This is a genomic window from Peptacetobacter hominis (assembly GCF_006861675.1).
Classification (GTDB): Bacteria; Bacillota; Clostridia; order Peptostreptococcales; family Peptostreptococcaceae; genus Peptacetobacter; species Peptacetobacter hominis.
This window is the reverse complement of sequence record NZ_SGJB01000001.1, coordinates 102,538-123,552: the sequence shown is the minus strand read 5'-3', so window position 1 is coordinate 123,552 and position 21,015 is coordinate 102,538. Positions and strand designations below refer to the sequence as shown.

General features: G+C 34.9%; 20 protein-coding genes. 2 read left to right on the top strand and 18 right to left on the bottom strand.

Annotation, left to right across the window (positions count from 1 at the left end):
- Positions 1-151 precede the first annotated feature (151 nt).
- The 10 genes from glyS to EXD82_RS10370 all read right to left on the bottom strand — a co-directional run bounded on the left by glyS (position 152) and on the right by EXD82_RS10370 (position 10,896).
- Positions 152-2,221, bottom strand: a complete 2,070-nt coding sequence (gene glyS / locus EXD82_RS00565; RefSeq protein WP_142534965.1) for a glycine--tRNA ligase subunit beta — start codon at positions 2,219-2,221, stop codon at positions 152-154.
- A complete protein-coding gene (glyQ, locus tag EXD82_RS00560) occupies positions 2,221-3,102 on the bottom strand; it encodes a glycine--tRNA ligase subunit alpha (RefSeq protein ID WP_142534964.1) in 882 nt (293 codons plus the stop codon). Before glyQ ends, glyS begins: the two co-directional genes overlap by 1 nt.
- Positions 3,103-3,257: 155 nt before the next feature.
- Positions 3,258-3,887 carry a DUF4342 domain-containing protein gene (locus EXD82_RS00555; RefSeq protein WP_142534963.1) on the bottom strand — a complete coding sequence of 210 codons (630 nt, stop codon included), beginning with the start codon at positions 3,885-3,887 and terminating at the stop codon, positions 3,258-3,260.
- A 1-nt stretch (position 3,888) separates the two neighbouring features.
- Positions 3,889-4,665: a DNA repair protein RecO gene (recO, locus tag EXD82_RS00550; protein ID WP_142534962.1), complete on the bottom strand. Its 777-nt coding sequence runs from the start codon at positions 4,663-4,665 to the stop codon at positions 3,889-3,891.
- Between the two features lie 19 nt (positions 4,666-4,684).
- Complete coding sequence (gene mgtE / locus EXD82_RS00545) at positions 4,685-6,064, bottom strand: magnesium transporter (RefSeq protein ID WP_142534961.1); 1,380 nt, start codon at positions 6,062-6,064, stop codon at positions 4,685-4,687.
- Between the two features lie 35 nt (positions 6,065-6,099).
- A complete protein-coding gene (gene era / locus EXD82_RS00540; RefSeq protein WP_142534960.1) occupies positions 6,100-6,996 on the bottom strand; it encodes a GTPase Era in 897 nt (298 codons plus the stop codon).
- A gap of 81 nt (positions 6,997-7,077) precedes the next feature.
- The gene (locus tag EXD82_RS00535; protein ID WP_142534959.1) at positions 7,078-7,806 is read right to left on the bottom strand and encodes a diacylglycerol kinase; all 729 of its coding nucleotides are present in this window, start codon (positions 7,804-7,806) and stop codon (positions 7,078-7,080) included.
- A gap of 6 nt (positions 7,807-7,812) precedes the next feature.
- A complete protein-coding gene (ybeY, locus tag EXD82_RS00530; protein ID WP_142534958.1) occupies positions 7,813-8,274 on the bottom strand; it encodes an rRNA maturation RNase YbeY in 462 nt (153 codons plus the stop codon).
- 61 nt (positions 8,275-8,335) lie between these two features.
- Positions 8,336-9,340 carry a PhoH family protein gene (locus EXD82_RS00525; protein ID WP_142534957.1) on the bottom strand — a complete coding sequence of 335 codons (1,005 nt, stop codon included), beginning with the start codon at positions 9,338-9,340 and terminating at the stop codon, positions 8,336-8,338.
- Positions 9,341-9,483: 143 nt separating this feature from the next.
- Entirely contained in the window at positions 9,484-10,896 is a 1,413-nt protein-coding gene (locus EXD82_RS10370; protein ID WP_246081975.1) for a flavin reductase, read from the bottom strand.
- 145 nt (positions 10,897-11,041) lie between these two features.
- On the opposite strand from EXD82_RS10370, the gene EXD82_RS00510 reads away from it, so the two are divergent.
- A complete protein-coding gene (locus tag EXD82_RS00510; protein ID WP_142534956.1) occupies positions 11,042-12,013 on the top strand; it encodes a Gfo/Idh/MocA family protein in 972 nt (323 codons plus the stop codon).
- Between the two features lie 38 nt (positions 12,014-12,051).
- Here the strand turns inward: EXD82_RS00510 and hpf are convergent, their stop codons facing one another.
- The 7 genes from hpf to prmA form a co-directional block, all read right to left on the bottom strand.
- Positions 12,052-12,600 carry a ribosome hibernation-promoting factor, HPF/YfiA family gene (gene hpf, locus EXD82_RS00505; RefSeq protein ID WP_142534955.1) on the bottom strand — a complete coding sequence of 183 codons (549 nt, stop codon included), beginning with the start codon at positions 12,598-12,600 and terminating at the stop codon, positions 12,052-12,054.
- A gap of 320 nt (positions 12,601-12,920) precedes the next feature.
- Positions 12,921-13,364 carry a GatB/YqeY domain-containing protein gene (locus EXD82_RS00500; RefSeq protein ID WP_142534954.1) on the bottom strand — a complete coding sequence of 148 codons (444 nt, stop codon included), beginning with the start codon at positions 13,362-13,364 and terminating at the stop codon, positions 12,921-12,923.
- 31 nt (positions 13,365-13,395) lie between these two features.
- On the bottom strand, positions 13,396-13,575 hold the full coding sequence (gene rpsU / locus EXD82_RS00495; protein WP_002844447.1) for a 30S ribosomal protein S21: 180 nt from the start codon (positions 13,573-13,575) through the stop codon (positions 13,396-13,398).
- Between the two features lie 172 nt (positions 13,576-13,747).
- Complete coding sequence (locus EXD82_RS00490; RefSeq protein ID WP_142534953.1) at positions 13,748-14,098, bottom strand: histidine triad nucleotide-binding protein; 351 nt, start codon at positions 14,096-14,098, stop codon at positions 13,748-13,750.
- Between the two features lie 81 nt (positions 14,099-14,179).
- Entirely contained in the window at positions 14,180-15,478 is a 1,299-nt protein-coding gene (gene mtaB / locus EXD82_RS00485) for a tRNA (N(6)-L-threonylcarbamoyladenosine(37)-C(2))-methylthiotransferase MtaB (protein ID WP_142534952.1), read from the bottom strand.
- A gap of 1 nt (position 15,479) precedes the next feature.
- Complete coding sequence (locus EXD82_RS00480; protein WP_142534951.1) at positions 15,480-16,238, bottom strand: 16S rRNA (uracil(1498)-N(3))-methyltransferase; 759 nt, start codon at positions 16,236-16,238, stop codon at positions 15,480-15,482.
- Between the two features lie 28 nt (positions 16,239-16,266).
- Complete coding sequence (gene prmA, locus EXD82_RS00475) at positions 16,267-17,214, bottom strand: 50S ribosomal protein L11 methyltransferase (RefSeq protein WP_142534950.1); 948 nt, start codon at positions 17,212-17,214, stop codon at positions 16,267-16,269.
- Positions 17,215-17,420: 206 nt separating this feature from the next.
- Here prmA and EXD82_RS00470 point away from each other — a divergent pair, with 206 nt between their 5' ends.
- Positions 17,421-18,764 (top strand): aspartate aminotransferase family protein, encoded by a 1,344-nt coding sequence (locus EXD82_RS00470; protein WP_142534949.1) that lies wholly within the window; start codon positions 17,421-17,423, stop codon positions 18,762-18,764.
- A gap of 87 nt (positions 18,765-18,851) precedes the next feature.
- Here EXD82_RS00470 and EXD82_RS10240 read toward each other — a convergent pair whose 3' ends face one another.
- Positions 18,852-20,315: a cell wall-binding repeat-containing protein gene (locus tag EXD82_RS10240; RefSeq protein ID WP_174919117.1), complete on the bottom strand. Its 1,464-nt coding sequence runs from the start codon at positions 20,313-20,315 to the stop codon at positions 18,852-18,854.
- Between the last annotated feature and the right edge of the window lie 700 nt (positions 20,316-21,015).

The following is a 21,015-nucleotide window of genomic DNA, read 5'->3' as shown; positions in this document are numbered from 1 at the left end:
TCTCCCATTCCTAAAATATGCTATATACATTATAGTTTATATAACTGTATACCGTTTATAGTTTATTACTATATATTCATAGATTAAATCTATTTATTTTGTTGACAAAAAAACTGCCTGACATTCATCAGGCAGTCATATAATAGAGATTTTACTTATATTCTATTTTGTTAAGATCGCATATTTTAAGCATAGTATCAGATATATTCTTAAGCATATTTAATCTGTTGTTCTTTAATGCTTCATCCTTATCCATTACCATTACATTATCAAACATGTTGTCAACGGCAGGTCTTAAAGATGCGAATGAATCAAGAGCTTTACCGTATTCTTTTGCATCAAGATATACTTCAACCTCTGTTTTAACTGACTTGAATGCTTCATAAAGTTCTTTTTCAGGAGCTTCTTTAAGAAGATTTTCGTCTACACAAGTTCCCTCAGCTTTTTCAGCTAAAGTTGATACCCTGTTGAATGCAGTAAGCATTTCTACAAGCTCATCTTTGTTTATCCACTCGTTAAGTTCAGATGCTCTCTTATGCATGTCGTATATATCGCTTACATCTGAGTTAAGTACAGCATCTACAACGTCGTATCTTATTCCCATATCTCTGAAAGAGTTTTTGATTCTCTCTGCAAAGAAATCCATTATCTCAGATACAACTTTTTCTTTATCAAATTCAATCTCAGTATAGTTATCAAGAGCATATTCAGCTGCTTTTCTTATATCTATAGTAAGTTTGTTTTCCATAAGTATGTTTATTATTCCAAGTGCCTGTCTTCTAAGAGCATATGGGTCCTGAGATCCTGTTGGCTGTATTCCTATAGCGAAGAATCCTGCAACTGAATCAAGTTTGTCAGCTATTGAAAGAACTGAACCGTGTATAGATGATGGAAGCTCGTCACCTGCAAATCTAGGCATATAGTGTTCGTATATAGCTTTTGCAACTTCTTCTTTTTCTCCATCAAGTTTAGCATACTCCATTCCCATGTAACCCTGAAGTTCATCAAACTCGAATACCATGTTTGTTACAAGGTCTGCCTTACATATACCTGCAGCTTTTACTATATCAGCTTTTTCATCTGCGCATCCAAGCATGTCAGCTATACTTCCCGCAAGTTTTTCAAGTCTTTCAGATTTATCGTATATAGTTCCAAGTTTAGCCTGGAATACTACAGTTTTTAATCTTTCCTTGAAGTAGTTTATATCTCTCTTCTGGTCTTCTCTATAGAAGAATAAAGCATCGGCAAGTCTTGCTTCAAGAACTTTTTCGTTTCCAGCTTTTACATTCTCTATTCCATGGCTGTTACCATTTCTTACTGCTATGAAGTTTGGAAGAAGATTTCCACATCCATCCTCTACAGGGAAGTATCTCTGGTGTTCCTGCATTGGAGTTATTACAACCTTTTTAGGAAGTTTTAGGTATTCTTTATCAAATTCTCCATAGAATGCTGTTGGATATTCTACTATACAAGTAACCTCATCAAGAAGATCCGGATCCATTATTACTTTTCCACCAAGAGATGCTGCTACTTCTTCAGCCTGTTTTACTATCATTTCTTTTCTTTCAGCCTGATCAAGTATTACAAAGTTTTCTCTTAGTTTTGTCATATAGTCTTCAACTGAGTTTACAGTTATTTCTTTTGCTCCAAGGAATCTATGTCCTTTTGTAACATTTGAAGCTATTATTCCCTCTAAATCTACAGGAAGAACCTCATCGTTAAGAAGAGCTACAAGCCATCTTATAGGTCTTACGAATCTTATATCTTTTCCTGCCCAGTGCATTGCCTTAGGGAATACAACTGATTTTACTGCAAGAGGAAGTATTTCTTTTAATACTTCAGATGTTTCAGCACCTTCTTCTCTTATTGTTGCAAAAAGGTATTCGTCTTTTCCAGCCTGTTTGAAGTATATATCTTCAGGATTAAGTCCCTTGCTCTTCATAAATCCAAGAGCTGGCTTAGTAAAGTTTCCATCTGCATCAAGAGATATTTTCTTTGAAGGTCCTTTTACTTCTTCTTCAAGATTTTCCTGCTTCTCAGCAAGTCCTTCTATTATAAAAGTAAGTCTTCTTGGTGTTGCATATGTTTTTATATTGTCAAACTTAACTCTTTTTTCATTAAGCATTGATTCTGCGCTTTCCTTTATCTGTTTTAAAGTACTTGCAACAAATCTTGAAGGCATTTCCTCAACGCCGACTTCGAATAAAAGGTAGTTGTTCATTATTTGTCACCTTCCTTTTTTAATAGAGGGAATCCCATTTCTTCTCTCTGTTTTATATATGTTTCAGCTATTACTTTAGCCATATTTCTTACTCTAGCTATAAATGATGCTCTCTGGCTTACTCCTATTGCTCCTCTTGCATCAAGAGTGTTGAATGTGTGAGAGCATTTTAATACATAATCATAAGAAGGAACAACAAGTCCTTTATCCATAAGTTTTAAAGCCTCTTTTTCATATTCATCGAAAAGATGGAAAAGAAGTTCCGCATTACATTCATCAAATGAATATACAGAGTTTTCATATTCCTGTTTCTGGAATACCTCTCCGTAAGTTATCTCATCATTCCATTTCAGATCGTAAACACTGTCTACATTCTGAAGATACATTGCTATTCTCTCAAGACCGTAAGTTATTTCTCCTGTCTCAAGCTCGCATTCCTGGTTTCCTACCTGCTGGAAGTAAGTAAACTGAGTTATTTCCATACCATCAAGCCATACTTCCCAACCAAGTCCCCATGCTCCGACAGTTGCTCCTTCCCAGTTATCTTCAACAAATCTTATATCGTGCTCAAGAGGATCTATTCCTATAACCTTTAAACTGTCAAGATATAAATCCTGTATATCAGCTGGAGAAGGCTTAAGTATAACCTGGAACTGATGATGCTGATAAAGTCTGTTTGGATTTTCTCCGTATCTTCCGTCTGCAGGTCTTCTTGAAGGTTCCACATAACATACCTTCCATGGTTCTGGCCCTAAAGATCTTAAAAATGTATTAGGGTTCATAGTTCCCGCACCTTTTTCAACGTCATACGGCTGTGTTATGATACATCCCTGCTTAGACCAGTAGTTCTGTAAAGCAAGAATCATCTCCTGAAAATTCATAAAAATCCCTCCTATAGATATATAGCCTCTCGCAGATACACGAAAGGCTATTTTACAATACTTTCATATGTTTTAAGCATATCAGATTAAAACATGATTGTCAACTTACTGACATTATATAGATTAAGTAAAATAAAGAATATCAGTATTTTATACTATTTTTCTTCATTAACCTCATCATATTCTTTCATTAAGTCATCTGTAACATCCTTATCGTCTTCCTCTTCCTCTTTTGCAGCAAATGTCTCTTTTATATCGTTTGCTGTATTAAGGAATATATCCTTAAGTATTTTTACTTTTTCTTCATTAAGTTCTCCCAGGTCGACTATGTTACCATCTGACTCATTCTGTATTTTTACTCTGTATTTTGTTATAAGAGCCGCTGATAGCCCAAGAAGTGTTATCATAGGCATTATGGCAGTTCCCATAACTCCTATAGTAAATGGTATATTCATCATTGATTTACCATCTTTTTCAACTATTACTCTTATCTGATTTGTTTTTGAAAAAAGTTCTTTAAGCTGAGCCTTTATTTCATTTATATCCTTTGGAATAGCTTTTTCAGCATTTTCCCTGGCATCCTTTATATCCTCTTTGCTTTTTCCGAATATATCTTCAACCTTTTTCTTTGCTTTTGATGCGTATGTTTCTTCTTCAAGAAGTATAATTGCATCAAGTACATCTCCTTCAGATTTTACAAGAGCTTCCTTCACTTCCTTGTATGTCGCATAAGGTACTCTTTCCATTACCTGATCTACCATTTCTATTGTTATTGTGTTGCTCATGCTAATCAGCTCCCTTTTTATAATGATTTAAATCATAAAGTATATTAAGTGATTTAAGATTCAGATTGCTCATATAAGCTGTCATATATTTTTTCATAAGCTTTGACAGCTCTTTTGTAAGAATCCTATTCACTTTTGCTCTGCTAACTGTTTCTATATCATTTTCAAGTATATATTTCATAAGTTTTTTTGTGGTTACATCAAGAATTATATTATTTTGAAGGTTTCCTGCACATCTTTTGCACACCATTCCACCTTCTTCTATATTGAATATAGAATAGTTTCCTGTATCGTCTCCACATAAACTGCATACATCCACAACGGGACATATCCCCATATAATCTGAAAACTTAAGTTCAAATGCCGCTGTTATAAATTCTTTGTCTGTACCTTTTTCAGAAAGAAGATACAGAGTCTTTACAAGCATATTGAAAAGTCTGTGATTTGTCTGGTTTTCAAGACTTGAATTTTCAACAAGTCTTGATATATATGAAGCATATGAAAATGCATCCAGATCATAAGATATATCATAGAAACTTTTGATTATATCCGCCTGTATTACTCTATACATCCCCCTCTGTTTTTTCAGCACGAATTCACTGAATGAAAACAGCTGGGAAGATGCTGTAAAAGGCGATCTGTTTCTTTTAGCACCTTTTGCTATTGCTGTTACTTTTCCAAGACCTCTGGTATACATTGTAAGCACGACATCATTTTCAGAATATCCTGCCGTTCTCAGTACAACTCCCTGAGTACTTATTGTATTTATATTTCCCATAGGATTTCCTTCTTTTTATCTATATAAGTTTAAGCATAAGAATGGCAGTTCCATAGTATATACATATTCCTATAATATCAAGAAACATTGATATTACAGGAGTCGATATTATCGCAGGGTCAGAATCAATTTTTCTGATGAAAAGAGGCATTAAAACACCTACAATAGCACCTATAACCATGTTAAGAAGAAGTGTTATAGAAACTATCAGTGTAACATCCATATCTCTGTACATCAGATATATCAGTATAGCCGAAATCAAAGAACATATTACTCCGCCTATAAGCCCTACACAGAATTCCTTTATAATATCCTTTCTTTCAACATCTCTGTTTGAAAGTGTTATTACTGTAACTGAAGAGGCCTGACTTCCTGTATTTCCACCCATTCCTATTATTAAAGGAAGGAAGAATAAAAGCTGAACAAATTTTGAATCCCCTATAACCTCAAATTTTGTAAGTATAAGAGATGCAACCACTCCACCTGCCAGAGAAAGTATAAGCCATGGAAGACGCCCTCTAAGTGAAGAAGTTATCTGCTGAAGAAGAGTTGATTTTTCGTCCTCTGCTACATCCATTTCATGTTCTGAACTTCCGGCAAGTTTATACATATCCTCATTTGCCTCTTCTTCCATAACATCTATTATATCGTCTACCTTTATTATACCTCTAAGTTTATTTTCCTTATCTATTACAGGTATTGCAACAAGATTGTATTTTGATACAAGTCTTACAGCTTCCTCTCTATCCTCATAATCATATACGGATACAAGATTTTCAATCATAAGATCCTCTATTATAGAGTCATTTCTTGCTACTATAAGCTCTCTCAAAGATAATACTCCAACAAGTTTTCCATCATCGTCGACAACATATATATAATATATTGTCTCAGCATCTTCAGCCTCTTCTCTCATATGTTCTATAGCCTCAAGTGCTGTCATATGTTTGTTTATTGAAATATATCCTTTTGTCATTGTACCACCTGCTGTATCATCTTCATAGAAAAGAAGTTCCTTTACAGCTGCAGCATCTTCTGGATTAAGATAATCTATTATCTTTAATCTCTCATCCTCTTCAAGTTCATTAAGTATATCAGCCATATCTCCAAGAGACATACATTCAAGAATATTCTTTGCATGCTCTATCTCAAGCTTTGATATCATATTACTGAAAAATTCAACTCCACTTTCTTCGAGAATTGATGCTGCCATATCACTTGGCAGTACTTCAAAAAGTTTTATCTGCATATCCTCATCTTCAAGAGATTCCATAATATCAAATATATCTATTATGTGATATTCCTCAAGAAGTTCTCTAAGTTCAAAGTATTTATGATTTTCTATTAGCGATTTGACCTCTTCGAGCAAATCCTGCGATGTTTCCCGTGTCCTGTCCATTTTTTTCCACCTTTTTAATATATTTTTCAGTCGTATTATTTATTGTCATTAAGACCGAAATTGTTTATATAATTCTGCAGGTTTCTCCAGTTTTCCTTTACTTTTACCCAAAGCTGAAGGTTTATCTGTGAACCAAGCAGAAGTTCTATATCCTGTCTTGCGGATTTTCCTATTCCTTTTAATTTTCTTCCGCCTTTTCCTATTATTATTCCCTTGTGGGAATCTCTTTCGCAGTATATAACTGCTGATACGTCTATTATATCTCTGTTTTCCCTTTTTCTCATTCTTTCTATCTCAACCGCAACTCCATGAGGAACCTCATCATCAACATAATGAAGAACTTTTTCTCTTATAAGTTCCGCTATAAGAACTCTCTCCGGCTGATCTGTTATCATATAATCAGGGAAATATTTTGGCCCTTCTTCAAGACCTTTTTTGATAACTTCAACAAGTGTTTCTATATTTTTTCCTTTAAGTGCAGATATTGGAACTATTTCACTGAATACGCCTTCTTTGTCGTACATTTTTATTATATCAAAAAGTTCGTCTTTATCTGCTATCTGGTCTATCTTGTTTATAACAAGAACTACAGGAGTTTTTGAACCTCTAAGTTCCTCTATTATTCTTCTGTCTCCCGGACCTATATTTTTTGAACTGTCTACAACAAAAAGTATCATCTCAACATTGCTGAATGCATCTGTTGCAGCTTTTACCATTATTTCTCCAAGCTTATTTTTCGGCTTATGTATTCCCGGTGTATCAAGGAATATTATCTGTGCCTCTTCATCTGTATAGACAGCCTGAATTGTATTTCTTGTAGTCTGAGGCTTATCACTCATTATAGCTATTTTTTCTCCGACTACATTATTCATTAGAGTAGATTTACCTACATTTGGTCTACCTACTATACTGACAAATCCTGATTTGAACATATTTATTCTCCTAATCCTTAAACTGTATCATTTTGTGTTAAAGTTTATTATACCACATATTCAGCTTCAATTTCCATTTTTCTAGTAGAACAAACCGAGCTGAAATACCCGTATTGCAATTAATGCTCCTAGTGCACCTCCTGCTATAGTTTCCCAGAATGTATGAATCTTTCCTTCAATCCTGCTCTGTGCCACCAGTACCGCCATTATGTACGCAAGAGTTGATGCTTCAACCCTCTCTGTCATAAGAGTTATTGCAGTGGCAATTGCAAATGCAAGTGCCGAATGACCACTTGGCATACCTCCCTGCATAGGAGTTCCTGTATCTGTAAGTGCCTTTGCGACAACAACGGCAATAAGTACCAGAACTATACATATAAGAGTTATATGAAGTTCCGATTCTCTTATCGAATATATAAGATATCCGGAAAGCTGTGTCAGCTTATCATAAAAAATTATATATCCAACCACAACTGAATTGAGGGCTGCTACAAGAACTGCTCCCGCTGCCACATCTTTTGCTATCTTTGCAAGTTCGTGGTATTCAGATGTTACAAGGTCTACAGTTTTTTCAACTGCTGTATTGAACATTTCCGCAACAACTACTACAGTTATCGAAGTCAAAAGCATTATAAACTCCAGTCTTGATAGTTTAAAGAAAAGACTTATCACCAATACGGCAAATGAAATCAGATAATGTATTTTCATATTTCTTTCTGACTTGAACGTATATATTATACCCTCTATTGCCGCATTGAAGGATTTTATTATATTCTGCTTTCTTTTTTTCTTTTTTCCGTTTTCATCCATATTCGACTACTCCCTTGTAATATTAAGTTTTGCAAGAACTGCCTCTTCCTTTTCTCTCATTTCCTTTGTATTTTCTTCTGTATCGTGATCGTATCCAAGTAAATGGAACATACTGTGGCATACAAGGAAACATACCTCTCTTTCAAAACTATGTCCATATTCAACACTCTGCTCAAGAGCTCTCTCAAGAGATACAACTATATCTCCCAGTGACTGTTCCTCATATTCTACATCTTCAAATTCATCTGAAAGCATTGGAAATGAAAGTACATCTGTAGCTCTATCAACGCCTCTGAACTGTTTGTTAAGTTCATGTATTTCTTTGTTGTCAACAAAAGATATACTTATATCATAATCATCGTCATATCCTTCGTAGTCAAGTACTTCCAAAACAATATCTTCTATTTTTTCATAAAGCTCATCACTTAATTCTATTTTGTCCTGTCTGTCATCAAATATAAATCTCATAAAATTCACCTGCTTATTTATTGTTTCTTTTTAGTTATTATTCTGATATATAGCTTTTTAACTATCTTTTGCTGTTTCTTTTTCTTTCTTCTTTCTGCTCTCTTTTGTATGCTTCTCTCTTGTCATACTTATCATAAGCCTTGATTATTCTCTGAACAAGCTCATGTCTTACAACGTCTCTATCTGTAAGTTCCTTGATACCTATTCCTTTTACATCCTTCAGAATGTATGTAGCCTGTACAAGACCACTTTTCTTGCTTGAAGGAAGGTCTGTCTGTGTAACATCTCCTGTTATTACCGCCTTTGACCCGAATCCAAGTCTTGTCAGAAACATCTTCATCTGTTCTGGAGTGGTATTCTGTGCCTCATCAAGTATTATAAATGAATTGTCAAGAGTTCTACCTCTCATAAATGCAAGAGGAGCAACCTCTATTATTCCTCTTTCTATATATTTATTTACCTTATCTCCACCAAGCATCTCGAAAAGTGCATCGTATAGCGGTCTAAGATATGGATCTATCTTTTCCTGAAGATCTCCAGGTAAATATCCAAGACTTTCTCCGGCTTCAACTGCCGGTCTTGTAAGAATAATTCTGTTCACTTCATCTCTTTTAAATGCCTTTACTGCCATTGCAACAGCCAGATATGTTTTTCCTGTACCTGCCGGACCTATTCCAAATGTTATGTCATTGTCCTCTATAAGTTTTACATATTCTTTCTGTCCTATTGTCTTTGGCTGTACCGGCGTTCCTTTTTTAGTAAGAACTATTGTGCCTTCAAGCTCCTGTATTCTGTTTTCTTCTCCCTCCATAAGCAGAGAAAGAGAATACATTATAGACTGCTTATCCAGCTTTTTGCCGTTTGATACTGTAGCATGAAGTTCATTCATAAGACTAAGTGCAGCATCAACATTTTTCTCGTCTCCTATAAGTATAATATTTCCCTCTCTTAGAGTCACATCTATATTAAGGGTACTTTCTATAAGTTTTATATTCTCATCAAAATTTCCGAAAAGCTCTCTTTCAAACTCCGGTTCTGAGATTAAAAATTTTTTCTGTATTATCAAACTACTTCCTCCTGTTTATATGGACAAAACTCCATATTTATACTTCTACATTATATATTATACCATTTATAATTATAAAAAAATAGGAGACTTATCATCTCCTATCTTAAAAATATATAAATTTTACAATTATTCTATACTATTTATTTCTTTATGAAATGTGATTTATCTACTGCACATAGAGGACATACATAGTCATCCGGCTCTTTTGTTATATCTCCTACATACTCATATCCACATACATCACAGTAATAAACTTCCTCAGAAGCTGTTTCTTCTACTTTTTCCTCTTTTTTATCTTCTACCTTGTGGAAATGTGATTTGTCTACTGCACATAGAGGACATACATAGTCATCTGGCTCTTTTGTTATATCTCCTACATATTCATATCCACATACATCACAGTAGTATTTTAAATCTTCCACTGGTTCTTCAACCTTTTCTTCTTTCTTATCTTCTACTTTGTGGAAATGTGATTTATCCATTCCGCATAGAGGACATACATAATCATCAGATTCTTTTGTTATATCTCCCACATACTCATATCCACATACATCGCAGTAGTATTTTAAATCCTCTGCTGGTTCTTCAACCTTTTCTTCTTTCTTATCTTCTACTTTGTGGAAATGTGACTTATCCATTCCGCATAGAGGACATACATAATCATCAGATTCTTTTGTTATATCTCCCACATACTCATATCCACATACATCGCAGTAGTATTTTAAATCCTCTGCTGGTTCTTCAACCTTTTCTTCTTTCTTATCTTCTACTTTGTGGAAATGTGACTTATCCATTCCGCATAGAGGACATACATAATCATCAGATTCTTTTGTTATATCTCCCACATACTCATATCCACATACATCACAGTAGTATTTTAGATCTTCCGCTGGTTCTTCCTCTATTACTGGTTTGAAGTGTGATTTGTCCATTTTACATAGAGGACATACATAGTCATCCGGTTCTTTTGTTATATCTCCATCGTATTCATATCCGCATACATCACAGTAATATTTTTTCGCTGCTGGAGCTGATTTTTCTTCTGAATTATCTTCTTTTACATAAGTAGGTGCATTTTTAGGAGCTTTTCCTTTTACTACTCTATGATAATACTCATAAGTCATTGGCTTGTAATCACTTGTTACATCAGATTCTACAACTTTTGCAAGTATAAGGCTGTGAGTTCCTGCATCTACAAATGATATCACTTCACATATTAAATATCCGCACATATTTTCCATAACTACAGGCATTTTTGAAACATATTCGTATTTGAATCCTTCATATTTTTCCTTGTCCTTTGATGAAGAGAATCCAAAAGAACTGATAACAGCAGGATTTGTTTCCTCAGAAAGTATAGAAACACTGAACTTGCCGTTTTCTTTTATACAATCATGTGTAAAGTTATTTTTGTTCATACTAACACATATAGTAGCCGGTTCTGAAGTTACCTGAAATACTGTATTAACTATACATCCTACCTTTCTTCCGTATTTAAGTGTTCCGATTGTGTATAATCCATAAGACAGATTCATTAAAGCTGTTTTTTTCATTATTATATACCTCCATTATTTATGTTATTATAAACTATACCCATATTAAATATGTCAAAACTAAAAATTTCAAATAATTAAAAGATATTTGGCACTAATTTAATCTGACTTACTCAATATAATTCATTTTTTAGGGAGGTATTTTATGAAAATAGGTATTTTAGGATCTGGTTTTATAGCCGGAAAAATGGCTGAAACTATAAATCTTATGAACAGAGATGATGTAGAGCTTTATGCTATAGGTGCCTCATCATTAGAAAAAGCCGAAGCTTTTGCCGAAAAATACAATATAAAAAAATTCTATGGCGACTATGAATCTCTTGCAAAGGACAATGACATAGACCTTATATATATTGCTACTATACATACTATGCACTATGAACACGCTATTTTGTGTATAAAAAACGGTAAAAATATTCTAGTTGAAAAACCATTTACTGTTAACTACAGCCAGGCAAAAGAAGTTTTTGATATTGCAAAAGAATATAATGTATTTGTATCAGAGGCTATGTGGACAAGATTTATGCCGTCTGCAGACTTCTTTGCAGGTCTTGAACAAAGTGGAATAATCGGTTCACTTGAATCATTAACTGCAAATATAGGATACAATATAAGAGATGTCAAAAGAATAAATTCACCGGAATGTGCCGGCGGTGCACTTCTTGATATAGGTATTTATCCTATACATCTTGCCATGATGCTGTTCGGAAATGATATAGAAGATATATTTGGAAAATGTACTTATCTTGAATCAGGTGTTGACGCGGTGGACTCTATAATAATGAACTGGAAAAGCGGCAAATCTGCAACACTTCAGGCTACCATTCTTTCAGACAGTTCAAATCCTGGATATATATACGGATCAGATGGATATGTATTTATAGATAATATAAACAATCCTCAGAAAGCTGATATATTCAAAAACGGAGAGTGTATAGAAACTGTAGATTTTTCAAATCAGATTACAGGATTTGAATATGAAGTGGAAAAATGTATAAATGATATATCAAAAGGTAAAAAAGAATCCGAATCTGTAAATCATAAACTTACACTTACTGTGATGAAGTATATGGATACTCTTAGAAAAAGCTGGAATGTTATATATCCTTTTGAATAATAAAAAAGGGACTATCTTCTGATAGTCCCTTATATAATCTATTCTTCATGTTCTATTAAACCATATCCGCCTTCTTTTCTCTTATATACAACGCAGATTTCAAAGCTGTCCCGATCTCTGAACATATAGAAATCATGTCCAACTAAATCCATCTGAAGTATAGCTTCTTCTGGGCTCATAGGTTTAAGAGCAAATTTCTTTCTTCTTTCTATTACCATTTCTGGTTCTTCTGGTTCATAATCTAATTCCTGAGCTAATTCTTCTATTCCTTCATATCTTATAGAGAAGTTTCCAGGAACTCTTGTTTTGAATTTAGTTTTGTATTTAACTATCTGTCTACTTAATGTATCACATACCATATCTATTGCTGGATATAAATTTTCCTGCTCTTCTTCAACTCTTATAGTACGTCCATTTACGTTTGGTATAGTTATTTCTACTTTCTGACTGTCTTTCTTTGCACTGACTGTTACTCTAACTTCTGTATCAGGATCAAGGTATTTTCCCAGTCTTTTTAGTTTCTCCTCTGTGTATCCTTTTATACCGTCTGTTAACTTCATATGTCTTGCAGATACTGTAACTTTCATAAAACCCTCTCCCTTCGTAAGCCAACATAAACGTTTTCTTTTGATTTATTTTTTTGATGTTTATGTCTTTTTAGCTTAGTTATATAATACTATGGTTTTAGAATAAATTGAAGTCTTTTAATTTTTTGAATTTTGTGTTATTATGAAAATATGTGAGTTAAGTATTATAATCGTTCTTTTATTCAGAAAAAAATATTTCCAATTGAACAAATTAAATATTTTGTACAATTGGAAATATTTTTTTGAAGTCTGTATATTTTTAATTATTCCCGATAAACGTTTAAAAGCCTGGACATACATCCAGGCCATTATATACATTATTATTGTAAGTTTTCCTTAACTAATTTATTAATTAGTTTTCCGTCTGCTCTACCTTTTACTTTAGGCATTATAGCTGACATTATTTTTCCCATATCTTTCATAGAAGTTGCTCCTACTTCAGATATAGTCTGTTTTACAATCTCATTTAGCTCTTCTTCGCTTAACTGCTGAGGTAGGTACTCTTTTAAAATTTCTATTTCTGATCTAGTTTCTTCAACTAAATCTTCCCTTCCGGCATCAAGAAATTGCTCTAAACTGTCATTGCGCTGTTTTAACTGTTTTGATATTATATCAATAATATCATCATCGTTCAGTTCGATGCGTTTATCAACTTCTATCTGCTTTATTGAAGATCTGATTAAGGTAACAACAGATTTTCTGACTGTATCCTTATTTTTCATTGAAGTTTTAAGATCTTCCTGTAACTTCTGTTTAAGGGACATTTCCCCTCACCTCTTTGCTTAATTTTTGCTACTATCTTTTAGCGTTTTTTCTTCTAGCTGCTTCAGCTTTTTTCTTACGTTTAACACTTGGTTTGTCGTAGTGCTCTCTTTTTCTAACTTCTGACATTATGCCAGACATAGCACACTGACGTTTAAATCTTCTTAAAGCACTGTCTAATGATTCGTTTTCTCTTACTCTAACTTCTGACATTCTTTTTCCCTCCCCTCGATAGCGCAATTATGCTGGGACTGTAACAACTGTTAAGGATTACAAACCTAACACTTAATCTAGTATAAACTAATTTTATTCATTTATCAAGTGTTTTTACAACTCAAATTGCATAATTTTTTACATTCTTTTTACACAGACTGCAAATACTTAATTATTTCTGCTCTGCTTCATAATTAGGAAGTTTTTTTCCTGCAAGAACATGGTAGTGTATGTGTTTTACTTCCTGTCCTCCATTTTCACCGCAGTTGTTTATTATTCTGAATCCTTCTTTGTCAAATCCCTTTTCGGCTGCTATTTTATTTATTGCACAGTGTATATGTGCTATTATATCCATTTCTTCGTCTGGAACATCGATTATACTTTCATAATGTTTTTTTGGTATTACAAGTATATGATATGGAGCAACCGGATTAAGATCGTTGAATGCAAGTACCTTATCATCTTCATAAACCTTTGTTGAAGGTATTTCCCCATTAGCTATTTTACAGAATATACAATCCATTTTCATCACCTCGTAGTCTATTTTTATATAAGCAGTATACACTGTCAATTTATAATACCTTATCTATATTATTTCTATATACTAGGCAAGAATTCCTTTTACTGATTCATTTTTAACCTCAGTTATTTTTACTTTCAGTATCTCTCCTGATATATCTTTTTCTGATGGAACTTCAACTCTTATATAATTTGTTGTAAGTCCCTCGTAATTTCCATCCTTGTTCATTTCCTCAAACAGAACTTCCATCTCAGATCCGACAAATTTCTCAGCAAACTTTCTGAAATTCTCTTTGCCAAGAGATATAAGCTGTTCACTTCTCATATGTTTCATCTGAGGATCTATCTGATTTTCCATAGTCGCAGCTGGAGTTCCTTTTCTTGGAGAATATTTGAATATATGAGTCTGTGCAAGACCTATATCCTGAAGGAATTTCTTTGTCTTTGCAAACTCGTCATTTGTCTCTCCAGGGAAACCTACTATAACATCTGTAGTTATAGCGACATCCGGCATTTTCTCTCTAAGTCTTTCAACAATCTCTCTATACTCACCTGAAGTATACCTTCTGTTCATTCTTTTCAGAGTCTCATCACATCCACTCTGAAGAGAAAGATGGAAATGAGGACACACTTTCTTCATAGAAGATATAGCCTCGACAAATTCATCTGTGAAAAGTATAGGCTCAACAGAACTTGTTCTTATTCTCTCTATACCGTCTATTTCATTTATGGCCTTTATTACGTCAAGAAGACCTACTTTTTTATCCTTTATATCTTTTCCATAAGATGCAACATGTATACCTGTAAGTACAACCTCTTTGTATCCATTTTCAGCAAGATTTCTGACCTCTTCAACTATATTGTCGAGATCCCTGCTTCTTACTCTACCTCTTGCATATGGAATTATACAATAAGTACAGAATCTGTCGCATCCGTCCTGTATCTTCATAAAAGCTCTTGTCTTGCCGTTTGTCTGGCTTATTTCTATTTCTTCAAATTCCTTTACCTTCATTATATCGTCAACAGTAGACACTTTATCATTGTGAGTAACAGACTCAACTTTTTCTACTATATGTCTTCTGTCATTTGTACCCATAACAAGGTTTACTTCCTCTATATCGAGTATTTCTTCAGGTGCAACCTGAGAATAACATCCTACAACAGCTATTACAGCTTCAGGATTTTTCTTTTTTACTCTTCTTATATACTGTCTCGATTTTCTGTCGCTCATATGAGTTACAGTACATGTATTTATAACATAAACATCTGCATACTCCTCGCTGTTTACAGCTTCATAACCAGCAGCCTCGAAAAGCTCCGTCATAGCCTCAGTTTCATACTGGTTCACTTTACAGCCAAGAGTATAAAAAGCAACTTTTTTCACTCTATTCCTCCTCTAATCTACCTATATCTCCAAGTTCATACTGAACTATTGATGTAGCCACAAGTCCAGCGGTCTCTGTTCTGAATATTCTCGGTCCAAGTGTAACAACTTTTGCTCCGTTTTCCTTCAGAGATGCTACTTCCTCATCTGCTATACCACCTTCAGGCCCTATAAATATACCTATTTTTTTTGCATCTGTTCCTTTTATTTCCTTCATCATAGGTATATTTCTCTCATCTTCATAAGGACATAAATTAAGATCATTTCTTTTCATATCCTCAAGTGCCTCTTTGAAACTAAGTACAGCTTTCAGAGATGGTATTCTTCCTCGCTTGCTCTGTTTTGCAGCTTCATACATTATTCTTTCCCATCTCTCTATCTTTTTGCCCTCTTTTTTTGAATCGACTTTTGCTACACTTCTTTTTGTATCCACAAGTATTATTTCATCAATTCCTGCCTCTGTCAGTTTCTGAAGTATATACTCCATCTTTGGTCCTTTTGGCATTCCCTGATAAAGTCTTACTCTTATATCAGATTCTCTTTTTATATCTCTTTTTTCTATTATATCGAGATTTACCTCGTCCTTTGACATAGAAACTATCTCTGCAACGTATTCATTGTCATCTCCATCACAGACTTCAAGTTTCTCTCCTTCTCTATATCTCAGAACCTTTGTTATATGCTTTACATCTTCACCAGTTATAGTACATTTTCCGTTTTCTGTATCTATACTGGCTTTATCCACAAAAAATCTATCCATAGTCCACGTCCAGTCCATATTTATTTTCCTATTTTTTTATTTTTGATACTATAGCTGACCATTCGCCTTTTCTTATAACTTCAACTATTTCAAGTCCGTTTTCCTCAAGGCTTTCAACTACCTCGTCTATTTTTGCAAGTATTATTCCTGAAGATATGAATATTGCATCTTCTTTCATAAATGTTTTTACATCTTTTGCAAGTATTTTTATTATGTCAGCTATTATATTTGCAACAACCACGTCAGCTTTGTCATTTATGACATCTGTAAGGTTTCCGTGAAGAACAGTTACCTTGTCCTCAACTCCACTTTCTGCTACATTTTCTTTTGCAACTTCAACAGCAACCTCGTCAAGATCCACTGCTACTACATCATTTGCTCCTAATTTTGCAGCTGCTATTGCAAGTATTCCACTTCCGCAACCTATATCAAATACCTTTGAATCAGGTGTTACATATTTTTCAAGTTCGCATATACACATACTTGTTGTTTCGTGTGTTCCTGTTCCAAAAGCCATACCTGGATCAAGTTCTATAACTATATCTCCATCCTGAGCCTCATATTCTTCCCATGAAGGTTTTATTACTATCTTCTCACCAACTTTTGTAGGCTTGTAGTATTTTTTCCAGTTATTTGCCCAGTCAGCTTCGTTTACTGTATCCATAGATACACTACCTTCACCTGCATCTATACCACATTCAGAAAGAAGTGCTATTCTCTGTTTTACATTTTCTATAAACTCTGGTACGTTCTTTTCCTCTGATATATATGTTTTTATTTTTACGCAGTCGTCCTCACCTTTTTTGAATACTTCCTCTTCAACATAGTCCCAATCGTACTCATGTTTTTTCTGGAATTTGAAATCGCTAGGATCTTCTATCATAGCTCCTGCAGCTCCATTTTCATAAAGTATATTAGTTATAGCTTCAACTGCTTCAGTTGTAGTTCTTATAGTTATCTCTATCCAGTTACCCATATTATCACCTTTCCTTTCAAATAAAAAATGCTCATCTGTACCCGCATCAAATACCTAGTCTTCAATAAATTCTAAATTATATTATATCATATAAATTCTATTGTCGTATATTATAAATATCTACACGCTGTTATCCTCCTATTTAAAAATTACTTAACACTGATATGATATTATTTACTCTGCAAATATAAATCAGGAGGTATTTTATGGCAAACAGAACAGAAGGAGATATAAATCTGAGCGACAGACGTATTGAGTGGCAGAAAAAAAACATTTCTGACTCTACATACAGAATTCTTGAAGAAGACAGCAAATATTTTATACATCAGGCACTTTCAACACCGTGTCTTGACTGTGTCGAAAGCGTAGACGGTATATATCTGTACACAAAGGACAAAAGAAAAATAATGGATTTTCATGGAAACAGTGTTCATCAGCTTGGTTACAATCATCCATACCTTATAAATGCACTGAAAACACAGCTTGAAAATCTGTCATTTTCTCCAAGAAGATACACAAATCAGACAGCAATAAATCTTGCAAAAAAATTATCTGAACTCAATGGAGGAAACAAAAGAGTTCTATTCACACCATCAGGAACAGCTTCTATAGGAGTTGCCCTTAAAATGGTACGATACGCTAAAAAGAAATTCAAAACGATATCACTGTGGGATTCTTTTCACGGTGCAGGACTTGACTCCATATCAGTTGGCGGAGAAGCACATTTCAGAGAGGGAATAGGACCTCTTTTACCAGGAACAGAGCATATCATGCCGTACAATTCATACAGATGTCCATTTGGAAACTGCGATGACTGCGGATTCAAATGTCTCGACTACCTTGAATATATATGCAGATGCGAAGGTGACATAGGTGCAGTAATAATGGAACCCATAAGATGTACAGATGTACAGATTCCACCAAAGGAATACTACAGAAAACTGAGAGATATATGTGACAGATACGATGTAGCTCTGATATTTGATGAAATACCTACAGCATTCGGAAGAACAGGTAAAATGTTCGCCTATCAGAATTACGACATAGAACCTGACATACTTGTCATAGGAAAAGGGCTTGGCGGATCTCTTTATCCACTGTCAGCTGTAATAGCCAATGAAAAATACAATGTATGCAGTGAAATATCACTTGGACATTACACTCATGAAAAAAGTCCTCTGGGAACAGCTATCGGATTATCTCTTATCGAATACATAGAAAACAATAATATACTTGACAGAGTTTCCGAAATTGAAAAATTCATGACTTCAAGAGTATATGAAATGAGAGATAAATTTGAATGTATAGGAGATATAAGATGTGTCGGTGCACTTATCGCCATTGAAATTGTAAAAGACAGAGCATCAAAAGAAAAAGATATAGACCTTGCAGAAAAAATACTGTATAACTGTCTGGAAAACGGTCTGAGTTTCAAGGTATCACAGGGAAATGTTCTGACTCTTGCACCACCACTTATAATATCTGATGAAGAACTTTCGGAATCTATGAATATAGTTGAAAATGCAATATATGAAAGTATCCAAAAGTAAATATTTCATTAATAAAAACAGGTATCTGACAATTATCAGATACCTGTTTTATATATTTATATGACGTGTATCATAGTTTTATATATATTATTTTGCAGATATTTCAAAATCCATTCCTCCGACCTGAACAGTATTTTTGTCTTCAAGGACTGAGTTGTCTGATTTTGAAGATACAAGCACTATTCCGTAATTTTTGGCTGGAAGTGATGCTGAAAGTGCATCTACAAGTGTATTTCCATTTGTAAAGTAATATTTTGAAGAACTGCTGTAGAATTTCTCTATCACTTCTCTACTTGTTTCATATCTGTCATCTCCGGAAATTCTTTCCGCATTGTATTCTGATACGATAGAATCTGAAAGGACTTCTTCTCCACCTATAGCATAGTATTTTGTATCAGATTTTTGGTCGTAATCTGAATTTTTACCGTTTGTAAGTATTATAGGTGCATTGTATTTTGACGATACAACTGATGCAGACATAGCATCTGCCTCACCTTCAAGTCCGTTTACTATAAATGCCCTGTCGTAATTTCCTATATGCTCTGCAATAAGCTCTGATGTTTCATATCTATTGCTTCCACCTATTCTTATGACTTTTTTGCCTGATAGTTCTTTTTCCACATTTTCACTTATCGCATTTTCTCCACCGATTATGTATATTGTAGATGCTTTTTTAAGTCTTTTCACTGTAGAGTCTGGGATACTGTCTTTTTTAGTTAGAAGTATAGGTGCATTGTATTTTCCGCTAAGTGCAGATGCAGAAAGTCCATCCGACATAGTATTCTCTGCATTTACAAGTACAGCTGTGTCGTAGTATCCTATCTTATCAGCTATAAGTGCTGCTGTTTCGTAACGGTCTTTTCCTATTATCTCTGTGTGAGTAGGTGATGGTGGTGTAACTGTACCTCCTCCACTGGAATTGCGTTCAAAAATTGCTTTTACAGTTACAGGTTCTGCCGGCATCGTAAATTTATTATCTTTGATAGTAACATTACCTTGAGTAACTTCCCAACGTACAAGGTGACAACCACTATTTGGTGTTGCTGTTAAAGTAATTTCTGTTCCCTCTGTTGCAGAATTTTCTGAAGCGGTTGCTTTACCATTTGCACTTTCCTCAACTATTACATTATAGGTAGTAGGATTGATTGTCAAAGAAAATTCTTGACTGGCACTACCAGCTTTATTTTCAGCTTTTGCAGTAAAACTATAAGTACCCGCATTAGTTGGTGTACCTGATATAGTACCATTATTGCTTAGGGTTAAACCATCAGGTATTTTTCCACGTTCAATACTCCAACTAATATTATTTCCCTCAGCCTCAAGTTTTTGGCTATATTCTGAACCTACTGTTCCATCTTTCATAATTGTTGTTTTAATTTCAGGAATAGATTCAATCGTACCACTGCCACTTACATCACCGTTCAGTGTACCTTTGTTGATAATGGTTCCATCGTTGTTTATTGTACCGTTATTGTTCAAAGTCGTTCCCTTTGGCACGGTAAGGCTGGCGTCCTTTCCGATGTTCAGAGTTTCGTCCGTACTGATCTCCAAATTTTCCTGCAATTCAACATCGCCGTACACAGTGCCATTCTTGCCGTTAAAGACGACACCTCCGTTGCCATCGCTGCCTGTTTCGTACTGGATCGGAGAAGAAGAATTACTCGTAATTCCACCGGCACTGCCGTTGGCCCGCACGATAGCGTTGTTGCTGACGGTGACTGTGGGCGTGCCGGAGCCGGAACCACCGGAGCCAAACTGCAACTTAATTCCCGCATATATCTCACCGCTGCCAGTCGCGGTCAGACTGCCGCTATTCACGGTCAGAGAGACGGACGAGTTCTCGCTGGACTGCACGAAAACACCATTGCCGCCATAGCCATCAACTACGGTTGCAGTGACCTTGGCATTCTCGATACTCAGTGCGGCAGCGCAGCTGTTGCCCTGAACCCAGATGCCGGTCTGACTCGCGCTGGCATCCAGACTGCCGTCGCCCTCAATGGTCAGGGTAGCATTACTGGCAGAACTACTGGTCGTCAACACATAAATCCCTTTGCTAACCTCTGCGATTGTATTGGTACCCTCCAATTTGATGGTCAATTCTGCATTGCCGTGCTCATTGAACACGCCAATGGCCGAACTATTGATGTATGTGCTACCTGTAATACCCGGATTATAATCCAATCCTTTTTTAATGGTGGCGTTGCGCAGGGTCAGGACATTGTTCTCTGCGTCATAATGGATAAATTTGTCC

Excerpts from the sequence above, each read along its gene's own strand:
- glyS (WP_142534965.1), bottom strand. The coding sequence starts at position 2,221 with ATGAACAACTACCTTTTATTCGAAGTCGGCGTTGAGGAAATGCCTTCA.
- glyQ (WP_142534964.1), bottom strand. The coding sequence starts at position 3,102 with ATGAATTTTCAGGAGATGATTCTTGCTTTACAGAACTACTGGTCTAAG.
- EXD82_RS00555 (WP_142534963.1), bottom strand. The coding sequence starts at position 3,887 with ATGAGCAACACAATAACAATAGAAATGGTAGATCAGGTAATGGAAAGA.
- recO (WP_142534962.1), bottom strand. The coding sequence starts at position 4,665 with ATGGGAAATATAAATACAATAAGTACTCAGGGAGTTGTACTGAGAACG.
- mgtE (WP_142534961.1), bottom strand. The coding sequence starts at position 6,064 with ATGGACAGGACACGGGAAACATCGCAGGATTTGCTCGAAGAGGTCAAA.
- era (WP_142534960.1), bottom strand. The coding sequence starts at position 6,996 with ATGTTCAAATCAGGATTTGTCAGTATAGTAGGTAGACCAAATGTAGGT.
- EXD82_RS00535 (WP_142534959.1), bottom strand. The coding sequence starts at position 7,806 with ATGGATGAAAACGGAAAAAAGAAAAAAAGAAAGCAGAATATAATAAAA.
- ybeY (WP_142534958.1), bottom strand. The coding sequence starts at position 8,274 with ATGAGATTTATATTTGATGACAGACAGGACAAAATAGAATTAAGTGAT.
- EXD82_RS10370 (WP_246081975.1), bottom strand. The coding sequence starts at position 10,896 with ATGAAAAAAACAGCTTTAATGAATCTGTCTTATGGATTATACACAATC.
- EXD82_RS00510 (WP_142534956.1), top strand. The coding sequence starts at position 11,042 with ATGAAAATAGGTATTTTAGGATCTGGTTTTATAGCCGGAAAAATGGCT.
- hpf (WP_142534955.1), bottom strand. The coding sequence starts at position 12,600 with ATGAAAGTTACAGTATCTGCAAGACATATGAAGTTAACAGACGGTATA.
- EXD82_RS00500 (WP_142534954.1), bottom strand. The coding sequence starts at position 13,364 with ATGTCCCTTAAACAGAAGTTACAGGAAGATCTTAAAACTTCAATGAAA.
- rpsU (WP_002844447.1), bottom strand. The coding sequence starts at position 13,575 with ATGTCAGAAGTTAGAGTAAGAGAAAACGAATCATTAGACAGTGCTTTA.
- EXD82_RS00490 (WP_142534953.1), bottom strand. The coding sequence starts at position 14,098 with ATGGATTGTATATTCTGTAAAATAGCTAATGGGGAAATACCTTCAACA.
- EXD82_RS00480 (WP_142534951.1), bottom strand. The coding sequence starts at position 16,238 with ATGGATAGATTTTTTGTGGATAAAGCCAGTATAGATACAGAAAACGGA.
- prmA (WP_142534950.1), bottom strand. The coding sequence starts at position 17,214 with ATGGGTAACTGGATAGAGATAACTATAAGAACTACAACTGAAGCAGTT.
- EXD82_RS00470 (WP_142534949.1), top strand. The coding sequence starts at position 17,421 with ATGGCAAACAGAACAGAAGGAGATATAAATCTGAGCGACAGACGTATT.